Source organism: Allobosea sp. (assembly GCF_036675845.1).
In the GTDB taxonomy this organism is placed as follows: domain Bacteria; phylum Pseudomonadota; class Alphaproteobacteria; order Rhizobiales; family Beijerinckiaceae; genus Allobosea.
In genome coordinates this window covers 20,602-40,940 of record NZ_JAKFED010000037.1, presented here as the reverse complement: position 1 = coordinate 40,940, position 20,339 = coordinate 20,602, and the positions used below count along the sequence as shown (strand labels likewise).

General features: G+C 67.8%; 22 protein-coding genes. 8 read left to right on the top strand and 14 right to left on the bottom strand.

All coding sequences use genetic code 11. The features are described from left to right. The first annotated feature begins 20 nt into the window (after nucleotides 1–20). Nucleotides 21–818, top strand: a complete 798-nt coding sequence (locus V6M56_RS03480; RefSeq protein WP_332681281.1) for an AprI/Inh family metalloprotease inhibitor — start codon at nucleotides 21–23, stop codon at nucleotides 816–818. Nucleotides 819–974: 156 nt separating this feature from the next. Here the strand turns inward: V6M56_RS03480 and denD (V6M56_RS03475) are convergent, their stop codons facing one another. The 8 genes from denD (V6M56_RS03475) to V6M56_RS03440 form a co-directional block, all read right to left on the bottom strand. Continuing rightward, complete coding sequence (denD, locus tag V6M56_RS03475) at nucleotides 975–1,958, bottom strand: D-erythronate dehydrogenase (RefSeq protein WP_332681279.1); 984 nt, start codon at nucleotides 1,956–1,958, stop codon at nucleotides 975–977. 26 nt (nucleotides 1,959–1,984) lie between these two features. Further along, nucleotides 1,985–2,977 carry a D-erythronate dehydrogenase gene (gene denD / locus V6M56_RS03470; protein WP_332681277.1) on the bottom strand — a complete coding sequence of 331 codons (993 nt, stop codon included), beginning with the start codon at nucleotides 2,975–2,977 and terminating at the stop codon, nucleotides 1,985–1,987. Between the two features lie 129 nt (nucleotides 2,978–3,106). After that, on the bottom strand, nucleotides 3,107–3,853 hold the full coding sequence (locus tag V6M56_RS03465; protein WP_332681275.1) for an SDR family oxidoreductase: 747 nt from the start codon (nucleotides 3,851–3,853) through the stop codon (nucleotides 3,107–3,109). A 28-nt stretch (nucleotides 3,854–3,881) separates the two neighbouring features. Then, entirely contained in the window at nucleotides 3,882–4,328 is a 447-nt protein-coding gene (locus V6M56_RS03460) for a GNAT family N-acetyltransferase (RefSeq protein ID WP_332681272.1), read from the bottom strand. A 1-nt stretch (nucleotide 4,329) separates the two neighbouring features. After that, nucleotides 4,330–5,007 (bottom strand): GNAT family N-acetyltransferase, encoded by a 678-nt coding sequence (locus V6M56_RS03455; RefSeq protein WP_332681270.1) that lies wholly within the window; start codon nucleotides 5,005–5,007, stop codon nucleotides 4,330–4,332. Then, nucleotides 5,004–5,330: a hypothetical protein gene (locus tag V6M56_RS03450; RefSeq protein WP_332681267.1), complete on the bottom strand. Its 327-nt coding sequence runs from the start codon at nucleotides 5,328–5,330 to the stop codon at nucleotides 5,004–5,006. Before V6M56_RS03450 ends, V6M56_RS03455 begins: the two co-directional genes overlap by 4 nt. Further along, complete coding sequence (locus V6M56_RS03445; protein ID WP_332681266.1) at nucleotides 5,327–6,166, bottom strand: isocitrate lyase/PEP mutase family protein; 840 nt, start codon at nucleotides 6,164–6,166, stop codon at nucleotides 5,327–5,329. The genes V6M56_RS03450 and V6M56_RS03445 overlap by 4 nt, the downstream gene beginning before the upstream one ends. 334 nt (nucleotides 6,167–6,500) lie before the next feature. Then, the gene (locus tag V6M56_RS03440; protein WP_332681264.1) at nucleotides 6,501–8,381 is read right to left on the bottom strand and encodes an IlvD/Edd family dehydratase; all 1,881 of its coding nucleotides are present in this window, start codon (nucleotides 8,379–8,381) and stop codon (nucleotides 6,501–6,503) included. A 362-nt stretch (nucleotides 8,382–8,743) separates the two neighbouring features. On the opposite strand from V6M56_RS03440, the gene V6M56_RS03435 reads away from it, so the two are divergent. Together V6M56_RS03435 and V6M56_RS03430 are read left to right on the top strand one after the other, a co-directional pair. Then, nucleotides 8,744–9,928 carry a pyridoxal phosphate-dependent aminotransferase gene (locus V6M56_RS03435; protein WP_332681262.1) on the top strand — a complete coding sequence of 395 codons (1,185 nt, stop codon included), beginning with the start codon at nucleotides 8,744–8,746 and terminating at the stop codon, nucleotides 9,926–9,928. After that, nucleotides 9,925–10,266 carry an NIPSNAP family protein gene (locus V6M56_RS03430; RefSeq protein ID WP_332681261.1) on the top strand — a complete coding sequence of 114 codons (342 nt, stop codon included), beginning with the start codon at nucleotides 9,925–9,927 and terminating at the stop codon, nucleotides 10,264–10,266. Before V6M56_RS03435 ends, V6M56_RS03430 begins: the two co-directional genes overlap by 4 nt. Here the strand turns inward: V6M56_RS03430 and V6M56_RS03425 are convergent. Further along, nucleotides 10,250–11,482, bottom strand: a complete 1,233-nt coding sequence (locus V6M56_RS03425) for an MFS transporter (RefSeq protein WP_332681309.1) — start codon at nucleotides 11,480–11,482, stop codon at nucleotides 10,250–10,252. The genes V6M56_RS03430 and V6M56_RS03425 overlap by 17 nt on opposite strands. A gap of 150 nt (nucleotides 11,483–11,632) precedes the next feature. Next, nucleotides 11,633–12,553 (bottom strand): tellurite resistance TerB family protein, encoded by a 921-nt coding sequence (locus tag V6M56_RS03420; RefSeq protein WP_332681260.1) that lies wholly within the window; start codon nucleotides 12,551–12,553, stop codon nucleotides 11,633–11,635. A 414-nt stretch (nucleotides 12,554–12,967) separates the two neighbouring features. Here V6M56_RS03420 and ykgO point away from each other — a divergent pair, with 414 nt between their 5' ends. The 5 genes from ykgO (at nucleotide 12,968) to V6M56_RS03395 (ending at nucleotide 16,121) form a co-directional block, all read left to right on the top strand. Beyond that, nucleotides 12,968–13,093 (top strand): type B 50S ribosomal protein L36, encoded by a 126-nt coding sequence (gene ykgO, locus V6M56_RS03415; RefSeq protein WP_038363015.1) that lies wholly within the window; start codon nucleotides 12,968–12,970, stop codon nucleotides 13,091–13,093. Between the two features lie 166 nt (nucleotides 13,094–13,259). Then, nucleotides 13,260–13,907, top strand: coding sequence for a tetratricopeptide repeat protein (locus V6M56_RS03410; RefSeq protein ID WP_332681235.1), 648 nt, complete (start codon nucleotides 13,260–13,262; stop codon nucleotides 13,905–13,907). Between the two features lie 48 nt (nucleotides 13,908–13,955). Continuing rightward, complete coding sequence (locus V6M56_RS03405; protein ID WP_332681234.1) at nucleotides 13,956–14,912, top strand: alpha/beta fold hydrolase; 957 nt, start codon at nucleotides 13,956–13,958, stop codon at nucleotides 14,910–14,912. A gap of 73 nt (nucleotides 14,913–14,985) precedes the next feature. Beyond that, complete coding sequence (locus V6M56_RS03400) at nucleotides 14,986–15,399, top strand: MbcA/ParS/Xre antitoxin family protein (protein WP_332681233.1); 414 nt, start codon at nucleotides 14,986–14,988, stop codon at nucleotides 15,397–15,399. Next, nucleotides 15,393–16,121 (top strand): RES family NAD+ phosphorylase, encoded by a 729-nt coding sequence (locus V6M56_RS03395; RefSeq protein WP_442881071.1) that lies wholly within the window; start codon nucleotides 15,393–15,395, stop codon nucleotides 16,119–16,121. The genes V6M56_RS03400 and V6M56_RS03395 overlap by 7 nt, the downstream gene beginning before the upstream one ends. Before the next feature lie 142 nt (nucleotides 16,122–16,263). Here V6M56_RS03395 and V6M56_RS03390 read toward each other — a convergent pair whose 3' ends face one another. The 4 genes from V6M56_RS03390 to V6M56_RS03375 all read right to left on the bottom strand — a co-directional run bounded on the left by V6M56_RS03390 (nucleotide 16,264) and on the right by V6M56_RS03375 (nucleotide 20,335). Beyond that, nucleotides 16,264–16,800 carry a hypothetical protein gene (locus V6M56_RS03390; RefSeq protein ID WP_332681228.1) on the bottom strand — a complete coding sequence of 179 codons (537 nt, stop codon included), beginning with the start codon at nucleotides 16,798–16,800 and terminating at the stop codon, nucleotides 16,264–16,266. Nucleotides 16,801–16,836: 36 nt separating this feature from the next. Next, a complete protein-coding gene (gene pncB, locus V6M56_RS03385) occupies nucleotides 16,837–18,141 on the bottom strand; it encodes a nicotinate phosphoribosyltransferase (RefSeq protein WP_332681226.1) in 1,305 nt (434 codons plus the stop codon). A 172-nt stretch (nucleotides 18,142–18,313) separates the two neighbouring features. Then, nucleotides 18,314–19,753: a pyruvate kinase gene (gene pyk, locus V6M56_RS03380; protein ID WP_332681224.1), complete on the bottom strand. Its 1,440-nt coding sequence runs from the start codon at nucleotides 19,751–19,753 to the stop codon at nucleotides 18,314–18,316. 129 nt (nucleotides 19,754–19,882) lie between these two features. Continuing rightward, a complete protein-coding gene (locus tag V6M56_RS03375) occupies nucleotides 19,883–20,335 on the bottom strand; it encodes a DUF1036 domain-containing protein (RefSeq protein WP_332681222.1) in 453 nt (150 codons plus the stop codon). Nucleotides 20,336–20,339: the final 4 nt, after the last annotated feature.

Sequence of the window (20,339 nt, the reverse complement as noted above, 5' to 3'; positions counted from 1 at the left end):
ACTTCGCCGGAGCCCGCGGCATGCGGTCGCCGGTCCTGATCGCTGCGGCGCTGCTGTCGCTTCTGCCGGCATGGCCGGCGCAGGCGCAGACCCAGCCGCTGCCGCGCGGCGCCGAACAGGCGCCCGCGGCGCTGCGGCCCTTCATCGGCGCCTGGGATATCGAGAAGATCGGCGCCTCGCGCAAATGCACCTTGACCTTCGGTGCGGAAGCGGCGGGGCAGGGGCGGCAGCTGCGCTTCCCGGCGACCTGCCGGCGCGCGCTGCCGATCCTCGACGACGTCGTCGCCTGGGATGTGTCGCCGGCAGGCGCGCCGCGCTTGCTCGACGGTGCCGGCAAGCCGGTCGTCAGCTTCGACGAGAAGGCCGAGCCGGGCCGCCGCGGCAAGGGCGGCGACGGCAGCCAATATGGCCTCGATCCGAAAGGGCATGTCCGCGCCGCGGCGCAGCGGGTGCCGAGCGCCGCCGAGCTCGCGGCGACCGCGGCCAACCGGCGCACGGCGGTCGATCCGGCACAGGCGCCGGCGGCCGAGACGGTGCCGGGACGCTATGCGGTGATGCGCCAGCGCGGCCGGGAGGTCTGCAAGCTGGCGCTGACGACCGCGCCGGCTTCGGCGGCGGGCGCTACGGTCGCCAGCTTCGACGGCAACTGCGCCGATACCGGCCTGACGATCTTCTCCCCCGTCGCCTGGCGCTACCAGGCCGGCCGGCTCGTGCTGATCGCCCGCAAGGGCCACAAGGTCGAGCTCGTCTTCGAGGACGGGCATTGGCGTAAGGACCCGGCGGTCGGCGCGCCGTTGATGCTGAAGAAGCTGCCGTAAGGACTACGAGCCGTCATTCCGGGGCGGGCCGAAGGCCCGAGCCCGGAATCCATGCACACAAGACATCGCGAACTGACCGCAGGTCGTGTTTGACCGCAGGTCGTGTTCATGGGTTCCGGGCTCGCCGCTTTGCGGCGCCCCGGAAAGACATGCGTGTCAGGCGACGAATTTGCCGCCGAGCTCGTCCTCGATATGGACGCGGATGATCTCCTCGAAATTCGCCTCGGACTTGAAGCCGAGCGCGGTCGCGCGCTGCGCATCGAAATTGCGCGGCCAGCCGGCGACGATCTTGTCGATCACCGGATCGATCTCGCGCCGGATCCGCTTGACGACGTTCTCGCCGGCGACCTTGCGCAGCGTCTCGATCTGCTCGGCGACGGTGCAGGAATAGCCCGGCATGGTCAAAGCGCGGCGCGGGCCGATGGCGCTCGTGTCCATGGTCGCGGCATGGACCAGGAAGCCGACGGCCGAGCGCGGCGAGGCGTGCCAGTGGCGGACCTCGTCGGAGACGGGGAGCACCGCCTCCTGGCCGTTCAGCGGCTCGCGGATGATGTTCGAGAAGAAGCCCGAGGCGGCCTTGTTGGGCGTGCCCGGCCGGACGCAGATCGTCGGCAGGCGGATGCCGACGCCGTCGAAGAAGCCGCGGCGGCTGTAGTCGCAGAGCAGGAGCTCGCCGATCGCCTTCTGGGTGCCGTAGCTGGTCAGCGGCGTGGTGAAGAACTCGTCCTCGATCTTGTCGTGGAAGGGTGCGCCGAAGACGGCGACCGAGGAGGTGAAGACGAGGCGCGGCTTGTAGCCGTCGCCGGCAAGGCGGATCGCGTCGAAGAGATAGCGCGTGCCGTCGAGGTTGATGCGGTAGCCCTTGTCGAAATCGGCCTCGGCCTCGCCGGAGACCACCGCCGCGAGATGGACGATCAGCTCCGGCCGCGAGGCGATCAGCTTCTCCGCCTCGCCGGGCTGCGACAGGTCGGAGGTCAGCGCCTCGAAGGCGAAGGGCGCGTTCGCCGGCGGGCTCGCCGGGAAGATGTCCTGCGCCGTGATCTTGTCGATCGCCTTGCCGCCGAGCTGGCCGTCGCGGGCCAGCCGCTCGATGAACTTGCGGCCGACCATGCCGGCGCCGCCAAGGATGAGGATGTGCATGTCGTCTTTCCGATCGGTGATGTGAGCTAGCTCGGCAGGTGGCCGCCGAGATCGTCCTCGATATGGATGCGGATGATCTCGTCGAAATCCTTCTCGGCCCTGAAGCCGAGCGCGGTGGCACGGGCGGCGTCGAAGCGGGTCGGCCAGCCCTTGACGATGTCGGAAGCCGCCTTGTCAGGCGCCCGCCGGATCAGCTTCACCGCCTTGTCGCCGGCGATGCGGCGCAGCGCCTCGATCTGCTCGCCGACCGTGACGCAGACGCCCGGCATGCTCAGATTGACGCGCGGGCCGAGCGCCCGCCGGTCCAGGCCGGCGGCATGGATCAGGAAGCCGACCGCCGAGCGCGGGCTGGCATGGGTGAAGAGCACATCGTCCTCGACCGGGAGCAGGGCTTCCAGCCCCTGCAGCGGCTCGCGGACGATGCCGGAGAAGAAGCCGCCGGCCGAGGCGTTGGGCTTGCCGGGCCGGATCACGATCGAGGGGAAGCGCACGCCGACGCCCTCGACGAAGCCGCGCCGCGAATAATCGGCGAGCAGCAATTCGCCGATCGCCTTCTGCGCGCCGTAGCTGGTCAGCGGCGTGACATGGAACTCGTCGGAGATCGCCGCCGGGAAGGGCGCGCCGAAGATGCCGCTCGACGAGGAGAAGACCAGCTTCGGCACATAGGGGCCGTTGCGGATGCCTTCCTGCCGGATCGCCTCCAGCAGGTTGCGCATGCCGTCGAGATTGATGCGGTAACCCTTGTCGAAATCGCGTTCCGCCTCGCCGGAGATGATCGCGGCGAGGTGGAAGACGATGTCAGGTCGCAGGGCGGCGAGGGCTCCGGCGACTGCGACGTCGCCGGCATCCTCGGTGCGGGTGTCGATCGGCCCGGCAAAGCCCGCCGGCCGGGGTGGAGCGACGACATCCGTCAGCGTCAGGCGCGAGATCGGCCGATCATTGCAGGTGCCTTCGCGCGCCAGCCGCGCGGCAAGGCGCTGGCCGATCATGCCGCCGGCACCGGTGATCAGGACATGCATGGCGTCGCTCCCGTCGCTAGAGCATGTTCCGCAAAAGTGGATGCCACTTTTGCGATAAGAACATGCTCAACCATTTGATTTTGCGCGAATTCTTTTCGCTCGACTGATTCCAGCCGAGCGGAAAGCGCGCTAGAGCGCGAAGCCGCCATCGGCGAGATGGATCTGGCCGGTGGTGTAGCTTGCCTCGTCGGAGCCGAGATAGACGGCGAGCCAGGCGATCTCCTCGGCGGTGCCGAGCCGGCCCATGGGTTGACGGTCGACGAAGGCCTGGCGCGCCTGGGCCTCGCTCGTCTTGGTCACCTTGGCGAGCTCGATGATGCGCTGGTCGAGCGAGGGCGACTGGATCGTGCCCGGGCAGATCGCGTTCGAGCGGATGCCCTTCTTGATGTAGTCGGCCGCGACCGCCTTGGTCAGGCCGATCACCGCCGCCTTGCTGGCGCCGTAGACATAGCGGTTCGGGATGCCGCGCACCGAGCCGGCACCGGAGGCGATGTTGAGGATCGAGCCCGAGCCCTTGGCCAGCATCCCCGGCAGGAAGGCCTTGACCGTGCGGTGCATCGACTTGACGTTGAGGTCGAAGGAGAAGTCCCAGGCCTTGTCGTCGCATTCGAGCACGGTGCCGTGATGGACGAAGCCGGCGGCGTTGACGAGGATGTCGATGGGGCCGACCTTTTCGGCGAAGGCGTCGACGGCCTTGGTCGAGAGCACGTCGAGCTTGCGCTTCTTGGCTTTCGGGATGCCCTCGAGCAGGGCGACGTCCTTGTCGGTCGCCCAGACGGTCGCGCCCTCGGCGACGAAGGCCTCGGCGATCGCGCGGCCGATGCCCTGTCCCGCCGCGGTGACGACCGCGACCTTGCCCTTCAAACGCCCTGCCATTTCGCTTCTTCCTTACACTTTTTTCCGACTATCGGAGGTTCTTGCGCATATGGATCAGCCGGCGGTCCGGCAGATCCTCAAAGTGGGTGGCCTGGTAGCCCAGCCGTTCATACCAGCCGATACGGTCGGCAAGCCTGGCATGGGTATAGAGGTGAATCGCGTCGTGACCGAGCGCCCGGGCCCGTTCCTCGGCGAAATTCATCAGCGTCGAGCCGACCTTGCGGCCGCTGGCGGCCGGCGCCACCGCGATGCTCCAGAGCGTGAACTTCGCCGGTTCCTCTTCGAGAACCAGCACCCCGTCCAGGCCGCCATCGGTCTCGGCAAGCCAGACCTCATGCTCCGCCAGCACCTTGCCGTAATCGGCGATGCGCGGCAGCGAGGGCACGCCGATGATGCTCTCATTCGGCAGATAGGCGGCCTCGGTCAGCGCGACGATCGCCGGGATATCGTCCGTCGAGGCGCGGCGCAGGGGCACGTCAGGCGGCTCCCGCATGCTTCATGAAATCCGCCAGCGAGGTCTTCTGCCGGCCCTGCGCGTCAAAGTTCTCCGGCGCCAGCCAACACTCGAAGGCTTCAGCCCGCTGCGGCCACTCGCCATCGGTGATCGAGAACCAGGCGGTGTCGCGGTTGCGGCCCTTGACCACCATGTGCTGGCGGAAGAGCCCCTCATACTGGAAGCCGAAGCGCAGCGCCGCACGCTTGGAGGGTTCGTTGAGGTTGTTGCACTTCCACTCATAGCGGCGATAGCCGAGCGAGAAGCCATAGGCGCCGCAGAGATGGATCGCCTCGGTCGCCACCCGCGTGCGCTGCAGGGAGGGCGAATAGGTGATGTAGCCGACCTCGAAGACCCCCTGCTCGGGCCGGATCTCCATCAGCCAGAGATGGCCCTTGGCCTTGCCGTCGGCCTTGTCGATCACGGCGAAGGGTACGATGCCGGGCTTGGCCGCCATCGTCGCCAGCAACTCGCCATAGGCCGCCTTGTCCTTGGGCGGATGCGCCGGCATCCAGTCCCAGAGGGCGTCATGGCCGGCCATCGCCGCCCAGATGTCGTCGAGATGGCGCGCCGGATCGATCGGCTCGAGCCGGCAATAGCGGCCTTCCAGCACTTTTGCCGGCGGAAAAGGCGGCGGCGTCCAGTCCAGTATCGGGTTCATGACGACACCTTCCCGCGCCAGCCGTTCAGGTCCAGGGAGATTTCCCATTCGGGGCCGAGTTCGCTGGCAATGGCGTCCGCCAGTGCGGCGCCCTCGGCTTCCCAGCCGAGCCGTTCGGCCTCGCTGCCGAAATCGGAAGCCGCCTCGTTCGCCTCGTCATAGATCGCGTCGAAGGAGTCCATCCAGGCTTCCAGCCGGTCGGCGAGCGCCTCCGAGAGGCCGACATCCTCGGCGTCGACCGGCTTGCGCTTGCCCTTGGCGTCGAGCAGCCAGAGGCCGCTGCGGCCGAGCCATTCCGGCGCGATGACCAGGCTTTCGCTCACGAGCGGCCCTTGAGATCGTCGTGGAAGAACGGGTTGAGCGGGCTCGAGGCGCCGTTGCCGGCAAAGCCCTTGAAGCTGCCCTCTTCCTTGATCAGGCGGGTCGCCTCGATGAAGGCGGCCCAGGCGGCGCGGGCGAGCGCCCCGCCGATCGAGATGCGGCGGGCGCCGGCTGCCGCGATATCGCCGACGGTCAGGCCGAAATCGCTATAGACCAGCGCATTGACCGGCTTGCCGCCGGCCGCGGCGACGATGGCTCCGATATCGGCGACCGTCTTCGGGCCGGGGGCATAGAGCACGTCGGCCCCGGCCTCGGCATAGGCCCTGATGCGCCGCACCGACTCGTTCAGCGCGTCGGGATGGCCGGTCAGGAAGCATTCGGCCCGGGCGGTCAGCAGCACGCCGGAGCCGGTTTCGTCGACGGCGCGGCGGGCAGCCTTGATGCGCTCGACCGCCAGCTCGAAGGGATAGAGCGGGTCCTCGCTGCGGCCGGTCGCATCCTCGATCGAGAGGCCGGCGACGCCGGTCGCGACGCAGAGCTTGACGTTGGCGGCGACGCCGTCGGGCGTGTCGGCATAGCCATTCTCGTAATCGGCATTGATCGGCAGGTCGGGCACCGCCTTCACCAGTTCGGAAAGATGGGCCAGCATCATGTCGCGCGGCACGTCCTGGTCGGCGCGGGCCTTGGTGAAGGCGAAGCCGGCGCTGGTCGAGGCCAGCGCCTTGAAGCCCTGGCCACGCAGCCAGCGGGCCGAGCCCTCGTCCCAAGGGTTCGGCATAACGAAGCAACCAGCTTCATGGAGCTTGCGGAAGGTTTCGACCTGCGGGCTGTAAGCCATTTTAAATCGTTTCAAATGAGCTCAGGGCTGCCATATTGTCCGGATTGAACGGCTTTGTCAGCCCTGCTGGCGCGCATCTCGGGAGTAGCGCCAATGCGCGGGCTTCATGCCCCGCACAGCTGTCGGACCGGCGCGATATCCCCTGACGATTCCTCTGCGTAGGCGAGGTGGGCGCCTCCCTTCCCCCTTGTGGGAAGGGTATGGGAGGGGGGCGAACGACCGGGCTCGTGGTTGCCTGTAACAGCGGGTCGGGCCGGGGGGCTTCGACTTTCCGCCCCCGCCCCTCCCCGCAAGGGGGAGGGGATCCCGCACGATCTTCCGATAAGGGCGCCGCTCAGTGATTGTCGCGCGGCACGCCGAACTTCTTGTGGATCTTCTGGTACTTGACCGCCGGCTTCAGGACCATGCCCTCGGAGAGCTCGCCGACGATCTTGCGCTGGATTTCCTGCCAGGGCGTCTGGCTCTTCGGATACTTGTAGCCGCCGGCGGCCTTCAGGGCGACGCGACGCTCCTCGAGCTCGTTGTCGGAGATCAGGATGTTGGCGGTGCGCTTCTTCAGGTCGATGCGGACCTTGTCGCCGGTCTTCAGCAGTGCCAGTCCGCCGCCGGTCGCCGCTTCCGGCGAGGCGTTGAGGATCGAGGGCGAGCCCGAGGTGCCGGACTGGCGGCCGTCGCCGACGCAGGCGAGCGCGGTGACGCCCTTCTTGATGAGGTAATCCGGCGGCCGCATGTTCACGACCTCCGCCGCGCCGGGATAGCCGATCGGCCCGACGCCGCGGATGAAGAGCACGCTGTGCTCGTCGATCTTGAGCGCCGGGTCGTCGATGCGGTGGTGATAGTCCTCCGGCCCGTCGAAGACGACGGCCTTGCCCTCGAAGGCCATCGGGTCCTTCGGGTTCTCGAGATAGCGCTGGCGGAATTCCGGCGTGATCACGCTGGTCTTCATGATCGCCGAGTCGAACAGGTTGCCGGAGAGGTTGAGGAAGCCCGACTGCGCCTTCATCGGCTCGTCATAGGTCTTGATGACCTTGCGGTCGTCCGAGAAGAAGCCCTCGCAGTTCTCCTGCAGGGTCTTGCCATTGGCGGTGATCGCCGGCTTGAGCTTGCCCTTGGCGACGAGCTCGGCGATCACGGCGGGCAGGCCGCCGGCGCGATAATAGTCCTCGCCGAGATATTCGCCGGCCGGCTGCAGGTTGACCAGCAGCGGGATCTCGTAGCCGATCTTGGTCCAGTCCTCGTTGTCGAGCGGCACACCGATGTGCTTGGCGATGGCGTTGACGTGGATCGGCGCGTTGGTCGAGCCGCCGATCGCCGAATTGATGACGATGGTGTTCTCGAAGGCTTCGCGCGTCAGGATCTTCGAGGGAACGAGGTTCTCCCAGACCATGTCGACGATGCGGCGGCCGGTGAGATAGGCCATCTCGTAGCGGTCGCGGTAAGGGGCGGGGATGGCGGCGGCGCCGGGCAGGGTCATGCCCATCGCCTCGGCCAGCGAGTTCATCGTCGAGGCGGTGCCCATGGTGTTGCAGTGGCCGGCTGACGGCGCCGACGAAGCGACCAGATCGACGAAGCCGCGATAGTCGATCTCGCCGGCGGCCATCATCTGGCGCGCCTTCCAGACGATGGTGCCCGAGCCGGTGCGCTCGCCGCGGAAGGAACCGTTCAGCATCGGCCCGCCGGGCAGCGCGATCGCCGGGATGTCGACGGTCGCCGCCGCCATGATCTGCGCCGGGGTGGTCTTGTCGCAGCCGGTGGTCAGCACGACGCCGTCGATCGGATAGCCGTAGAGGATCTCGACGAGGGAAAGATATTGCAGGTTGCGGTCGAGGCTCGCGGTCGGCCGCTTGCAGGTTTCCTGGATCGGATGGATCGGGAACTCGAAGGGCACGCCGCCCATCTCGCGGATGCCGTCGCGGACGCGGTGGGCGAGCTCGAGGTGATGGCGGTTGCAGGGCGCGATGTCGGAGCCGGTCTGGGCGATGCCGATGATCGGCCGACCCGACTGCAGCTCCTCGCGCGACAGGCCGAAATTCATGGTGCGCTCGATATAGAGCGCGGTCATGTCGGCATTGGCGGGATTGTCGAACCAGGCCTTGGAGCGCAGCTGCGCCGGCTTGATCCGGCGGGCCGGCTTGCGTGCCGGCGGTGCGCCGGCAGATGTCTTGCTGGCAGATGTCTTGCTGGTCGGCGTCTTGCTGGTCGGCGTCTTGGCCATTCCCGTCATTCCCTCTCGCGGCGGCTCGCAGCCTTCGCGCCGCTTCGCCATGGTCTTTAAATCGATTTGACCAGCCCGTCAGCCGGTCGCGACAAGGCGGCAGTTGACCTGCCTGCCGCACTGTATTCTGCATACAGCAGCTTGGAGCGGCCTGCCAATCGCCAATGCGCGCCCGAAACCAGCAAAGGTCGCGGCGGCGCAGTTTGCAAGTGTTCCAAATGCGGCCCAGCCCGGCGAGGAGCGCAGATGCCGGGCGCTGAACGGCACTTGCATCGGGCGCGGCTTTGCGGCCAAGACAGCGTCAGCAAGGCCAAGTCCAGCCTGCAGGCCGGATGGAAAATCAGTCGCGAGAGGAAACCGCCATGACGCTCAAGGTCGTCCCATCCTTCGCCCGGATCGGCGAGGAGAACGCTTTCGCCGTGCTGGCGCGGGCGACCGAATTGCAGCGCCAGGGCAAGGACATCATCAATCTCGGTATCGGCCAGCCCGACTTCCCGACGCCGGAGCATATCGTCGAGGCGGCGGTGAAGGCGTTGCGCGACGGCCATCATGGCTACACGCCGGCGAACGGCATCCTGCCCTTGCGCGAGGCGGTCGCCGCCGATCTGCACAAGCGCTTTGCCGTCGAGGTTTCGCCGGAGGAGGTGATGATCGTGCCCGGCGGCAAGGTCACCATGTTCATGGCGATCCTGATGTTCGGCGAGCCCGGCGCCGAGATCCTCTATCCCGATCCCGGCTTCCCGATCTATCGCTCGATGATCGAGTATACCGGGGCGACGCCGATCCCGGTGCCGATCCGCGAGGAGAACGGCTTTGCCTTCTCGGCCGAGGAGACGCTGTCGCTGATCACGCCGAAGACGCGGCTGCTGATCGTCAACTCGCCGGCGAACCCGACCGGCGGCGTCACACCGAAGAGCGAGGTCGACAAGCTCGTCGCCGGGCTGGCGAAGTTCCCCGATGTCGCGGTGATGTCGGACGAGATCTACGACCAGATGCTCTATGACGGCGAGAAGCATGTCTGCCTGCTGAGCTATCCCGAGATCCGCGACCGGCTGATCCTGCTCAATGGCTGGTCGAAGACCTATGCGATGACCGGCTGGCGCATGGGCTTCTCGGTCTGGCCGAAGCCGCTCTACGAGAATGCCCGCAAGCTCGCGGTCAATTCGCATTCCTGCGTCAACGCGCCGGCACAATGGGCCGGGCTGGCGGCGCTGACCGGCCCGCAGGACGCGGTGCATGCGATGCTCGCCGAGTTCGACCGGCGCCGGAAGGCTGTCGTCGCCGGGCTGAACGGCCTGCCCGGCGTCTCCTGCATCGAGCCGAAGGGTGCCTTCTACGCTTTCCCGAACGTCTCGAACACCGGCTGGAAGGCGAAGAAGCTGGCTGCGGCGCTGCTCGACGAGGCCGGCGTCGCCACGATCGGCGGACCGGATTTCGGCGTGCATGGCGAGGGCTATATCCGCCTGTCCTATGCCAATTCGCTCGAGAACATCGAGCGGGCCCTCGGGCGCATGGGCGAGTTCCTCAAGAGCGCCAAGGCGGCATGACGATGACGATCACCTGCCATCTGCGTTACGTCGTCGATCCCTACCAGCTCCCGGCCTTCGAGGCCTATGGCAAGGCCTGGATTCGCCTGGTCGAGCGGTTCGGTGGCAAGCATCACGGCTATTTCATGCCGTCGGAAGGCACATCCAACGTGGCACTGGCGATGTTCAGCTTCCCGTCCTTCGCCGCGTACGAGACCTATCGCGAGGCCTCGTTCAGGGATGCGGAATGCCTTGCCGTGGTCGCCGAGAACGACAAGCATCGCTTCATCATCAGCTATGAGCGCAGCTTCTTCCGGCCGGTGTTCGAGGACGATCAGGGCGTCAAGCGCGCGCCCTGACTCGTCCCGGCACGAGGCGGACCTTGCGTGGTGCGGCGAGCCAAATCGCTGTCGCCGAGACGAGGCAGCAGGCAATGACCAGCAGGAAGGCCAGGCGATAGCTGCCGGTCGCATCGTGGATCACGCCGGCCAGCCAGGGGCCGGCCGCGCCGCCGCCGAGCAGCGCCACCGTGACCGTTCCGAAGATCGCGCCGAAATGCGGCCCCTCGAAAATCTCGAAGACGATCGCACCCATCACCGAGGTGATCGCATAGCCCAGGAAGCCCTGCGCGATCACCATCACATAGAGCAGCGCGGGCGAGGGCGTGTGCTCCAGCGCGATCAGCGCGGCATAGCAGATGGCGAAGCCCAGGCAGCCGACCATCCAGATCCATTCGCGGCCGATGCGATCCGACAGGGCGCCGAGAGCGATCTGGCCGGGAATGGCGACGGCGCTGACCAGGCCGAGCGCCCAGGCGGCCGCGAGCGGGGAAAAGCCGACCTCGATCAGGTATTTGGTCTGGTGGACCTGCACGGCATACCAGGCGATCAGCGCGCAGAAATAGCCGATCATGATCCACCAGAAGCGCGCCGTGCGCAGCGCCCGCGCCAGCGTCCATTCGATCGCGACCCAGGCCGGATCGACCACGGCCGCCTTGCGCTGCGCAGCGCTGATGCCGGCCGGGCCGGTCTCGCCGTCCGGGAGCAGGCCGAGATCCTGCGGCCTGCGGCGGACCAGCAGGTTGAGCGGGCCGAGCAGGAAGAGCACGAGCAGGCCCATGATCCAGCAGGCGGCGCGCCAGCCATCCCGGCTGATGATCGATTGCAGCCAGGGCAGGAACAGCAGCGCCCCGACGCCGACGCCGGAGAAGGCGATGCTGATCGCGAAGGCCCGGCGGCGCACGAACCAGTTCGGCAGGAACAGCGACTGCGCCGAGAAGCTCATCAGATTGGCGCCGCAGCCGACGAGGACGCCGAGCGTCAGGTAGAGATGCCAGGCCGCGCCGATGGCGGGCGCGATCAGCAGGCCTGCCGCCAGCATCGCCACGCCGACCTCGATGACGACGCGTGGGCCGTGCCTGTCCATGACGCGACCGACGAAGGTGCTGGTCACGGCCGAGAGCAAGAAGCCGAAGGAGAAGGCGCCCGATGCGAGCCCGCGATCCCAGCCGAATTCGTCGATCAGCGGCGGCAGCAGCAACGAGAAGGCCGTGCGCGCGCTGACGGCGATCGCCATGGTGACGAAGGCGACGCCGATGACGATCCAGCCATAATAGAACGGCAGGCGCGCCGACCAATGTGGGGATGATGATTGCACCCCCTATCCGTCGGCCGGGTGCGCCGGGTGGTCAATCCGCGCCCACGCACTCCGGCCTTGCGTCAGCGGTCAGACCTTCGCGGCGCTGGCCGCCGCGTCGATATTCGCCACCAGCTCGGCATCGAGGCCGAGCGAGCCGGCGAGGCCGGCCAGGAAGTCCTTCTCCGCCGGCTTGTCGGGATTGATGGCGATGCGGGCGGCCGTATAGATCTGCGCCGCGAGCTCCGGCGATTCCGCGCCCTCGACCAGTTCGTCGACCGAGGCCGGCTTGGCCATCTCCTGGCTGAGCCAGGCATTGGCCTCCGGATCGAAGCCGGCCTCGCGCAGGCCGCCGAGGATGGCACCACGCTCCGCGTCGTCGATATGACCGTCGGAAGCAGAGGCGGCGATCATGGCGCGGATGAAGATCAGCGCGCTGGCATCACTGGCAGCTTCCGGCTCGAAACCCGAACCGGTCGGGGCCGGCAGCAGCGCCTGCTGCTCGGCGCCGATCAGCGGCTTGCCGGCCTGGTAGTTCTGATAGGCCTTGTAGGCGAGGCCGCCGACCAGAGCGAGGCCGCCGATCTTGACGGCCGAGCCGGCGAGCGAGCGCCCGGCCGAGGTGCCGAAGACCAGCGCGCCGAGGCCGCCGAGCAGGGCGCCTGCGGCGAGCTGGTTGTTGCCGAGCATGCCCTTGGCCTGGGCGATCAGCTGTTCCGGCGTCTTGCCGCCGGAGAGCTGGCCGACGAGATCGGTCGCGCCCTGCTGGACACCGGTCCGCTGCGCTGCGTCCTGCACCCCTTGCGTCGCCTGGCCGAAGATCTGGCCGGCCTTGCCGGTGAGGCCGCCGGCGCCGCCCTGCTGGACCTGCTGGGCGAGGTTGCCGAGCATGCCGCCGAGCCCGCCGGTGCCGGGCTGGGCACCCCGCTGAGCGCCCGGCTGTCCGCCCTGGGCGCCGATCTGGCTGCCGGCGCTGACGAGCGCATCGAGAAGGGATTTGGCGTTGAACATCGAAAGGCTCCTGCGGACGGCACAAGCGGGTCGGCGGCGCACTCTAGGCACCGCGTCCCGGGGCGGCTAGAGCAGGATGCGAAAAAGTGGGAACCGGTTTTTCGCATGAATCCTGCTCTAAGCTTTTGATAAGAGACGGATTCAGATTTCAGATGGAAGCGCTTCGCGATTCCATCTGAAAGCATCCGGCTCTAGACGGGTCATGCAAAAACGGCGGCAGGATGACAGCGGCCGATCGCGCGGGAAAGGCGATCTCTTTGTGCCTTTGCCCTTGCCTTCCGCGACAAAATCCTTATACAGCCGCCATCGCATCAGGCGCGCTGTCGTTTGTTCGATGAGGACCGGCAACGGTTCGCGTCGCGCCAGAATTTTTGACCGGTTTCGTCGCGAGGCGAGCCGATGGGAGTCCGGACCATGAAGATCCGCAATTCGCTCAAGTCGCTGCGCGCTCGCCATCGCGACAACCAGCTCGTGCGCCGCAAGGGCCGCGTCTACATCATCAACAAGGTCCAGAAGCGCTTCAAGGCGCGTCAGGGCTGAGTTCCGGCGCGGCTCCGGCCGCGTCGATCAGCGCCTTGTCACATCCGAAAAAAGGCGGGCTGCACCTCGGTGCGGCCCGCTTTTTTGGCATGGGTCGGGCAGGGCCGGCGGCGATCTCGCCGTCCCGTGAATTGACGCCGGCAGGATGCCGCTTACATTCAAGGGCATGAGGTTCGCTCGTTTCCTCCGCTTCGCGCTGGCGCCGGCCTTGCTCGCCCTGGCCGCGCCGTCGGCCGGCTGGGCCCAGCCGGCGCCGCTGCGCGACGGCCCGGTGCCGTCTATCGATCTCGACGACAAGCCCAATCTGCCCGAGGTGCCGGCGCCGCGCAGCCCGGCCGCGACGCTCGACAGGCTGTTCGAACGCCTCGGCGCCGCCAAATCCCCGGAGGAGGCCAAGGGCATCGCGAACCTGATCCAGCGCCGCTGGGCCCGCTCGGGCTCCGATACCGCCGATCTCCTGATGAGCCGGGCGCAGCAGGCGCTGAAGGCGCAGGAACTGCCGCTGGCGGTCGAACTGCTCGACCGGGTGATCTCGCTGGAGCCCGGCTGGGCAGAGGGCTGGAACCAGCGCGCCAACGCGCTCTTCCTGCTCGGCGACCCGATTCGCTCGATGCTCGACATCGGCGAGGCACTGAAGCGCGAACCGCGCCATTTCGGCGCGATGATGGGGCTCGGCTCGATCCTGCGCCAGCAGGGCGACGACAAGCGCGCGATGGTCGCCTACCGGCAGGCGCTGGCGATCTATCCCGAGCTCGAGGCGGTCAAGGAAGCCGTCGAGGCCTTGAAGATCGAGGTCGACGGCCGCGACGCCTGAGCGGCGCTTGCGTCAGAACCGAATTCCGTTGCCCGAGATGCATCGGCGATGTTGCGCCTCGTCCTGATCGTCCTCCTGCTCGTCATGCTCGGGCTCGCCATCTTCAGCGAGGTCACCCGTGCCGAGGTCGAGGCTCGCCACCCGCCGCGGGGCGCCTTCATCGCCGTCGAAGGCGGGCGGCTGCATTATCGCGAGTGTCGGCCGGAAGGGCAGCCGCGCGGCACCGTGGTGCTGATCCATGGCGCCTCTTCCAACCATGCCGACCTGCTGGCGGCGCTGGGGCCGAAGCTCTCGCAGTACCGCGTCATCGCGCTGGATCGTCCTGGCCATGGCTGGAGCGACCGATTGGCCGGGCAGGCGATGGCCGATCCCGGCCGGCAGGCGCAGGCGCTGATGCAGGCGCTCGACCAACTCGCCCCGGAGCGCTTCGTGATCGTGGCCCATTCGCTTGCCGGCGCGCTCTCGACCCGGATCGCACTTGAGCGGCCCGAACGGCTGCATGGGCTCGTGCTGCTCGGCGGCGTAAGCCATCCCTGGCCGGGCGGCATCGCCTGGTCCCAACGCATCGCCGCTGCGCCCTTGATCGGGCCGTTGTTCAGCCGGGTCGTCGCCGTGCCGCTGGCGCGCTACCGGCTTGGCGACGGGGCTCGTTCGGGGTCCGAGCCTGCTCTGCAAACAGCTTGCTCCAGCCAGACCGGCGAGGTTCGCCTGCTGCTGCGTCCCGAAATCTTCCAGTTCAACGGGCAGGACATGGCTGCGGCCCTCGACTTCGTCAGCGCGCAGGCGCCGCGCTATCGCGACCTCAAGGTGCCGGTGCTGGCGATCGCCGGGGACGGCGACACCATCGTTTCGCCGACGATCCATTCGGCCGCGATTGCGCGCGAGGCGCCGCAGGGCCGCCTGGTGCTGCTGCCGGGTGTGGGCCACCTGCCGCACCACGCAGCGCCGGAGATGATCGGCGAGGCCATCGACGAGATCGTCGGCGCGGCTCGCGACCGATCCTGAACTGACCAGCCGTCAGATGATCATTGCCAAATGGCAGTAAATATACCATATGATGCCATATGGAGGTTTTGCCATGACTGCGCTCTCACCCGTCGATACCGCCGCTGCGCCGTTCGCCCCTGCCGCGATCAGCCAGGCCGAGGCGGCGGCGATGTTCCGGGCCGCGATCAACCTGTTTAGGCTCTGGGGCGTCACCGATGAGGAGGCCGCTGTCCTGCTCGACCAGCCGGTGCGCAGCTACCGGCGCTGGAAGGCGGGCGAGATCGGCCGTATCGACCGGGATGCCGCGGCCCGCCTGTCCAATCTGATGGGCATCCACAAGGCGCTGCGCCTGATCTTCCGCGGGCCGCAACGCGGCTATGCCTGGATCAAGGCGGGCAACGAGGCTTTCGGCGGCCGCTCGGCGCTTGCGGTGATGCTGGGCGGCGAATTGACCGATCTGATGCGGGTGCGGCGCTATCTCGACGCCGAGCGCGGCCTCTGGTGAGCGGCTCCGGCTTCCCGGTCGCAGCCTTGCGCTGGCCGGCGGCGGTCCGGATCATCCGCAGCGCCTTCCCGCCGATCGACCTGTTCGAGGACATCGCCGACCCGGCCGACTGGCCGCTGCTGATCAATGCCGAGATGAAGACCAACCCGCGGCTGATGGAGACGATCGGCAATCTCGATCTGGTGCCGCCCGCCCGCCGCGTCTCCGGGCCCGGCGCGAGCCTGCTGATGGCGCCCTTCACCCATGTCAGCCGCGACCGGCAAAGCCGCTTCAGCGACGGCTCCTTCGGCGTGCTGTATGTCGGCGACGCGTTCGAGACCGCGCTGTTCGAGACCGTCCACCACCATGCCCGCTTCATGGCGAAGACGCGCGAGCCGGCCGGCTGGAGCTCGCAGTTCCGCGAGATCGTGCTTTCGGTAGAGGGCTCGCTGCACGACCTGCGCGGCGAGGCCGTGCGCGAAAGCGAATTGCTCCAGCCCGACGACTATGCGGCGGGGCAGGCGCTCGGTGCGCGATTGCGCGGGGGCGGCTCGGAGGGCGTGGTCTATCCGAGCGTGCGCCGGGCCGGCGGCGAATGCGCCGGGCTGCTCTGGCCGGATCTCGCCGCCGATCCGGTGCAGGGCCGGCATCTCGATTATCACTGGGACGGCAAGCGCGTGGACCTCTATCGCGAGGCCGCGACCGGCAAGGTCTTCCGCATCGGCGCGGCCGGGAGCGCGTAGACGGCCGCAATGCGTCGGGGCCCAAGGCGATCCGCGCCGCGAACGCCTATACGCACGCGTCACGGCCGGCCTGCGCACCAGCTGCTGACTGCCGTTGGGCGCAGCTGCCGGACGCAAATCAGGGCGGCCGGCAAGTGTTGGATCAGCCCGCCTTCCTGGCGATAATCGTCAGCGTGCCCTTGTCGTCCATCTGGGCGACCAGCACGTCGTGAGACGAAAACCCCTTCGCCTCGATGGCCGATTTCACAGCCGGCGATTTGTCGATGGCGTTTCGAAGTCGCTGGGCCTCGTCGGCGGTGCGCGTCGCCACGAGCTCATTCACCTGCGTCTTGGTGGCCTCGGGGAGTTCGTCCAGCTCGATGACGCTGACTGACTTGATCGCGGGCGCGGTCGACGGGGTCTGCGGCGACGATGCGGGTGGCGAGGCCGGCGCTCGTTCTGGCGCGGGGGCCTGTGCGAGCACGGAGCCAGCCAGGACGGATGCAGCACCGACGGCTGCGAGCATGACCATACGCATGGAGTTTCCTTCCATCAGTTGCGGATGAAGGGGCAATTTGACCCGGTGAATGGGTTCAGAGGCTGAAACCGATCGGGCCATTTCGTGACCATGTCGCGGCAGGAATGTGCTTGCCCGTCGCCCCTCGCAGGCATTTGCCTGCCCGTCGATCGACGCCCGCATCGATCGCACCGTTGGTCCCGTCTACGGGGCCACAAGCTACACCCGCACCGCCGTCGCCTTGCGGTCGGCGCCGCCGAATACCCGCAGATAACGCTCGATCTCGGCCCGGTCGCCGGTCGCCTTGTTGGGGTTGTCGGAGAGCTTCACCGCCGGGCGGCCATTGACGCTGACGACCTTGCAGACCAGCGAGATCGGGTCGAGGCCCGGCGCATCGTCGGGCGAGCAGCCGACGAAGTCGTTGGTCAGGTTGGTGCCCCAGCCGAAGCTGGTGCGGACCCGGCCGTGGAAATGATGATAGGCCTCCTCGATCGAGTCGATGTCCATGCCGTCGGAGAAGATCAAAAGCTTGCTCTTCGGATCGCGGCCTTTAGCGCGCCACCAGGCGATGATCTGCTCGCCCGCCTCGATCGGCGGGGCGCTGTCGGGGCGAAAGCCGGTCCAGTCCGCCAGCCAGGCGGGGGCGTTGTCGAGGAAGGCGGTGGTGCCGAAGGCGTCGGGCAGCACGATCAGGAGGTTGCCGGCATAGACCTGGCGCCATTCGTCGAGCACGCGATAGGGCGCTGCGCGCAGTTCGTCGTCGCTCCTGGCGAGCGCCGCCAGCACCATCGGCAGCTCATGGGCGTTGGTGCCGATGGCCTCGAGATCGTTCTCCATGGCGAGCAGGACGTTGGAGGTACCGGTGAAGGTCGGGCCGAGACCTTCCTTCAGCGCCTCGACGCACCAGCGCTGCCAGAGATGGCCATGGCGCCGGCGCGTGCCGAAATCGGAGATGCGCAGATCGGGCAGGCGCTTCAGCCGCTCGACCTTCCCCCAGAGCTTGGCCTTGGCGCGGGCGTAGAGCACGTCGAGCGCGAAGCGGCCATGGCCGCGCAGGGCCGTGCGCGAGCGCAGCTCGTTGACGATGGCGAGCGCCGGGATCTCCCACATCATGCTCTGCGTCCACGGCCCGGCGAAGCTGAGCTCGTACTGGCCGTCGACCTTGCGCAATTCGTATTCGGGCAGGCGGAACTCGGCGAGCCAGGCGATGAAATCGGCCGAGAACATCTGGGTCTTGCCGTAGAAGCTGTTGCCGGCGAGCCAGATCAGCTCCTTCTTGGTGAAGCGCAGCCCGCGGGCATGGTCGAGCTGGGCGCGCAGCTCCGCTTCGTCGATCACCTCGGCGAGCCGGATTTCCTTGGTGCGGTTGATCAGCCCGAAGGTGACCTCGACCTCCGGATGGAAGCTCCGGATCATCTGCAGCATCAGGAGCTTGTAGAAATCGGTGTCGAGCAGGCTGCGCACGATCGGGTCGAGCCGCCAGCTGTGGTTGTAGGTCCGTGAGGCGATGTCGGTGATGGCCATGGCGGTCGCGGGCTGCGGGGACTGATGGGTCAAGCAGTAGAGCAGGGGCGGCCGCAGGGGAATGCCGGGGCGGGCTCCGTCATTGCGAGGAGCGCAAGCGACGAAGCAATCCAGAGCGGCAGGGCGAGCCCTCCTGGATTGCTTCGCTTACGCTCGCAATGACGGGAGCAGCTCAAGCCTGGTCGACATGCTCCTTCGCCACGAAGGCGATGCGGACCATGTTGGTTGCGCCCGGCGTGCCGAAGGGGACGCCGGCGACGACGATGATCCGGTCGCCGAGCGCGGCATAGCCTTCACGGACGGAGAACTTGCAGGCGCGCGAGGCCATGTCGTCGATGTCGCTGGCATCCTTGGTGACGACCGCGTGCACGCCCCAGACCAGGGTCAGCCGGCGCGCCGTGGCGCGGTTGGGCGTCAGGGCGATCACCGTCGAGTTCGGCCGCTCGCGCGCGAGGCGGAAGGCGGTCGAGCCCGAGGAGGTCCAGGCCGTGATCGCCTTGAGATGCAGCGTGTCGGCGATTTCATGGGCGGCCTTGGCGATGGCGTCGGCGCCGGTCGCCTCCGGTTCGGCGCGCTGCGCCTCGAGGATCGAGCGATAGGTCGAGTCGTTCTCGACCTCCTCGGCGATGCGATTCATCATCGCCACGGCCTCGACCGGATACTGGCCGGCGGCGCTCTCGGCCGAGAGCATCACCGCATCGGCGCCTTCGAACACGGCGGTCGCGACGTCGGAGACCTCGGCGCGGGTCGGCACCGGGGCGGTGATCATGCTCTCGAGCATCTGGGTCGCGACCACGACCGGCGTGCCCATCCGCCTGGCCAGGCGGGTGATGCGCTTTTGCGTGCCGGGGACCTTCTCCAGCGGCATCTCGACGCCGAGATCGCCGCGCGCGACCATGATCGCGTCGGAGGCCTCGATGATCTCCTCCAGCCGCAGCAGGGCCTGCGGCTTCTCGATCTTGGCCATCGCCAAGGCGCGGCCGCGCACGATCTTGCGCAGGTCCGCCATGTCCTCCGGCCGCTGCACGAAGGAGAGTGCGATCCAGTCGACGTTCGCCTCGGCGGCGGCCTCGGCATCGGAGCGGTCCTTGTCGGTCATCGCCGAGACCGGGATCGTGGTGTCGGGCAGGCTGACGCCCTTGCGCGAGGAAAGCCGGCCGGCGACGGTCACCCTGGTCACCGCCTGCTTCGGCGAGGCCTTCTCGACCACGAGCCGGATCTTGCCGTCGTCGAGGATCAGGTTGTGGCCGGGCTCCAGCGCCGTGAGGATCTCGGGATGGGGCAGATGCACGCGCTTGACCGTGCCGGGTGCCGGATCGGAATCGAGGACGAAGCGCGCGCCCTTCTCCAGCATCACGCCGCCATCGCCACCGAACTGGCCGACGCGCAGCTTCGGCCCCTGCAGGTCGACGAGGATGCCGACCGGGCGGCGGAACTGCGCCTCCAGGCCGCGCAGCATCGCGACCCTCTCGGGCAGGTTTTCGCGCTGGGTATGGCTCATATTGATGCGGAAGACATCGACGCCGGCCTGGAACAGCGTGGCGCACATCTCGACGCTGGCCGAGGCCGGCCCCAATGTCGCGATGATCTTGATCCGTCGTTCCCGCCTCATCGCGTCGCCCTTCCTCGTGGTGGCGCGGCCAGCTCCGCGCCCCATCTCGTTCCGTCGCTTATTCGCGGCCGCGGAGCAAGCTCGCGACCGGATGCCAGCCCTTGCCGGGGTCTGGGGTGCTCTCGCCGTTCAAGGGCGCGGCGGCGCGGCGCCCGGCGTATCGGTGAGCTGGATCGTCCAACCCTTCTGCTCGCCGGTGTCGACCTCGAAGAAGCCAGAGCGCTCATAGCCGCGCGACAGGCAATCCTCGATGCCGCGGATGGTGAATTCCTTGTTGCGCGTGCACATGATCGACTTGCCGGTCCATTCGCCGCCCTTGTCGTAGTCGACGGCGTGGACATAGTAGAAGCGCGCCGCCAGCGTGCCGCGCAGCAGCGTCTCGCAGGCGCGCGGCGCGATGTTCCACCAGCCCTCGGTGACCCAGCCTTGCGAGTCGCGATAGCCGATGGCGACGCCGACGCGGCTGCCGGTGGTGTTGCACATGCGCAGGTCGGCGAGCGCCGGCACGGCCCCGGCGAGCAGCAGGATGGCCGGCAAGGCGAGGCGCGGCACGGATCGGATGAGGCGTGCGCTCAAGGTCATGGGG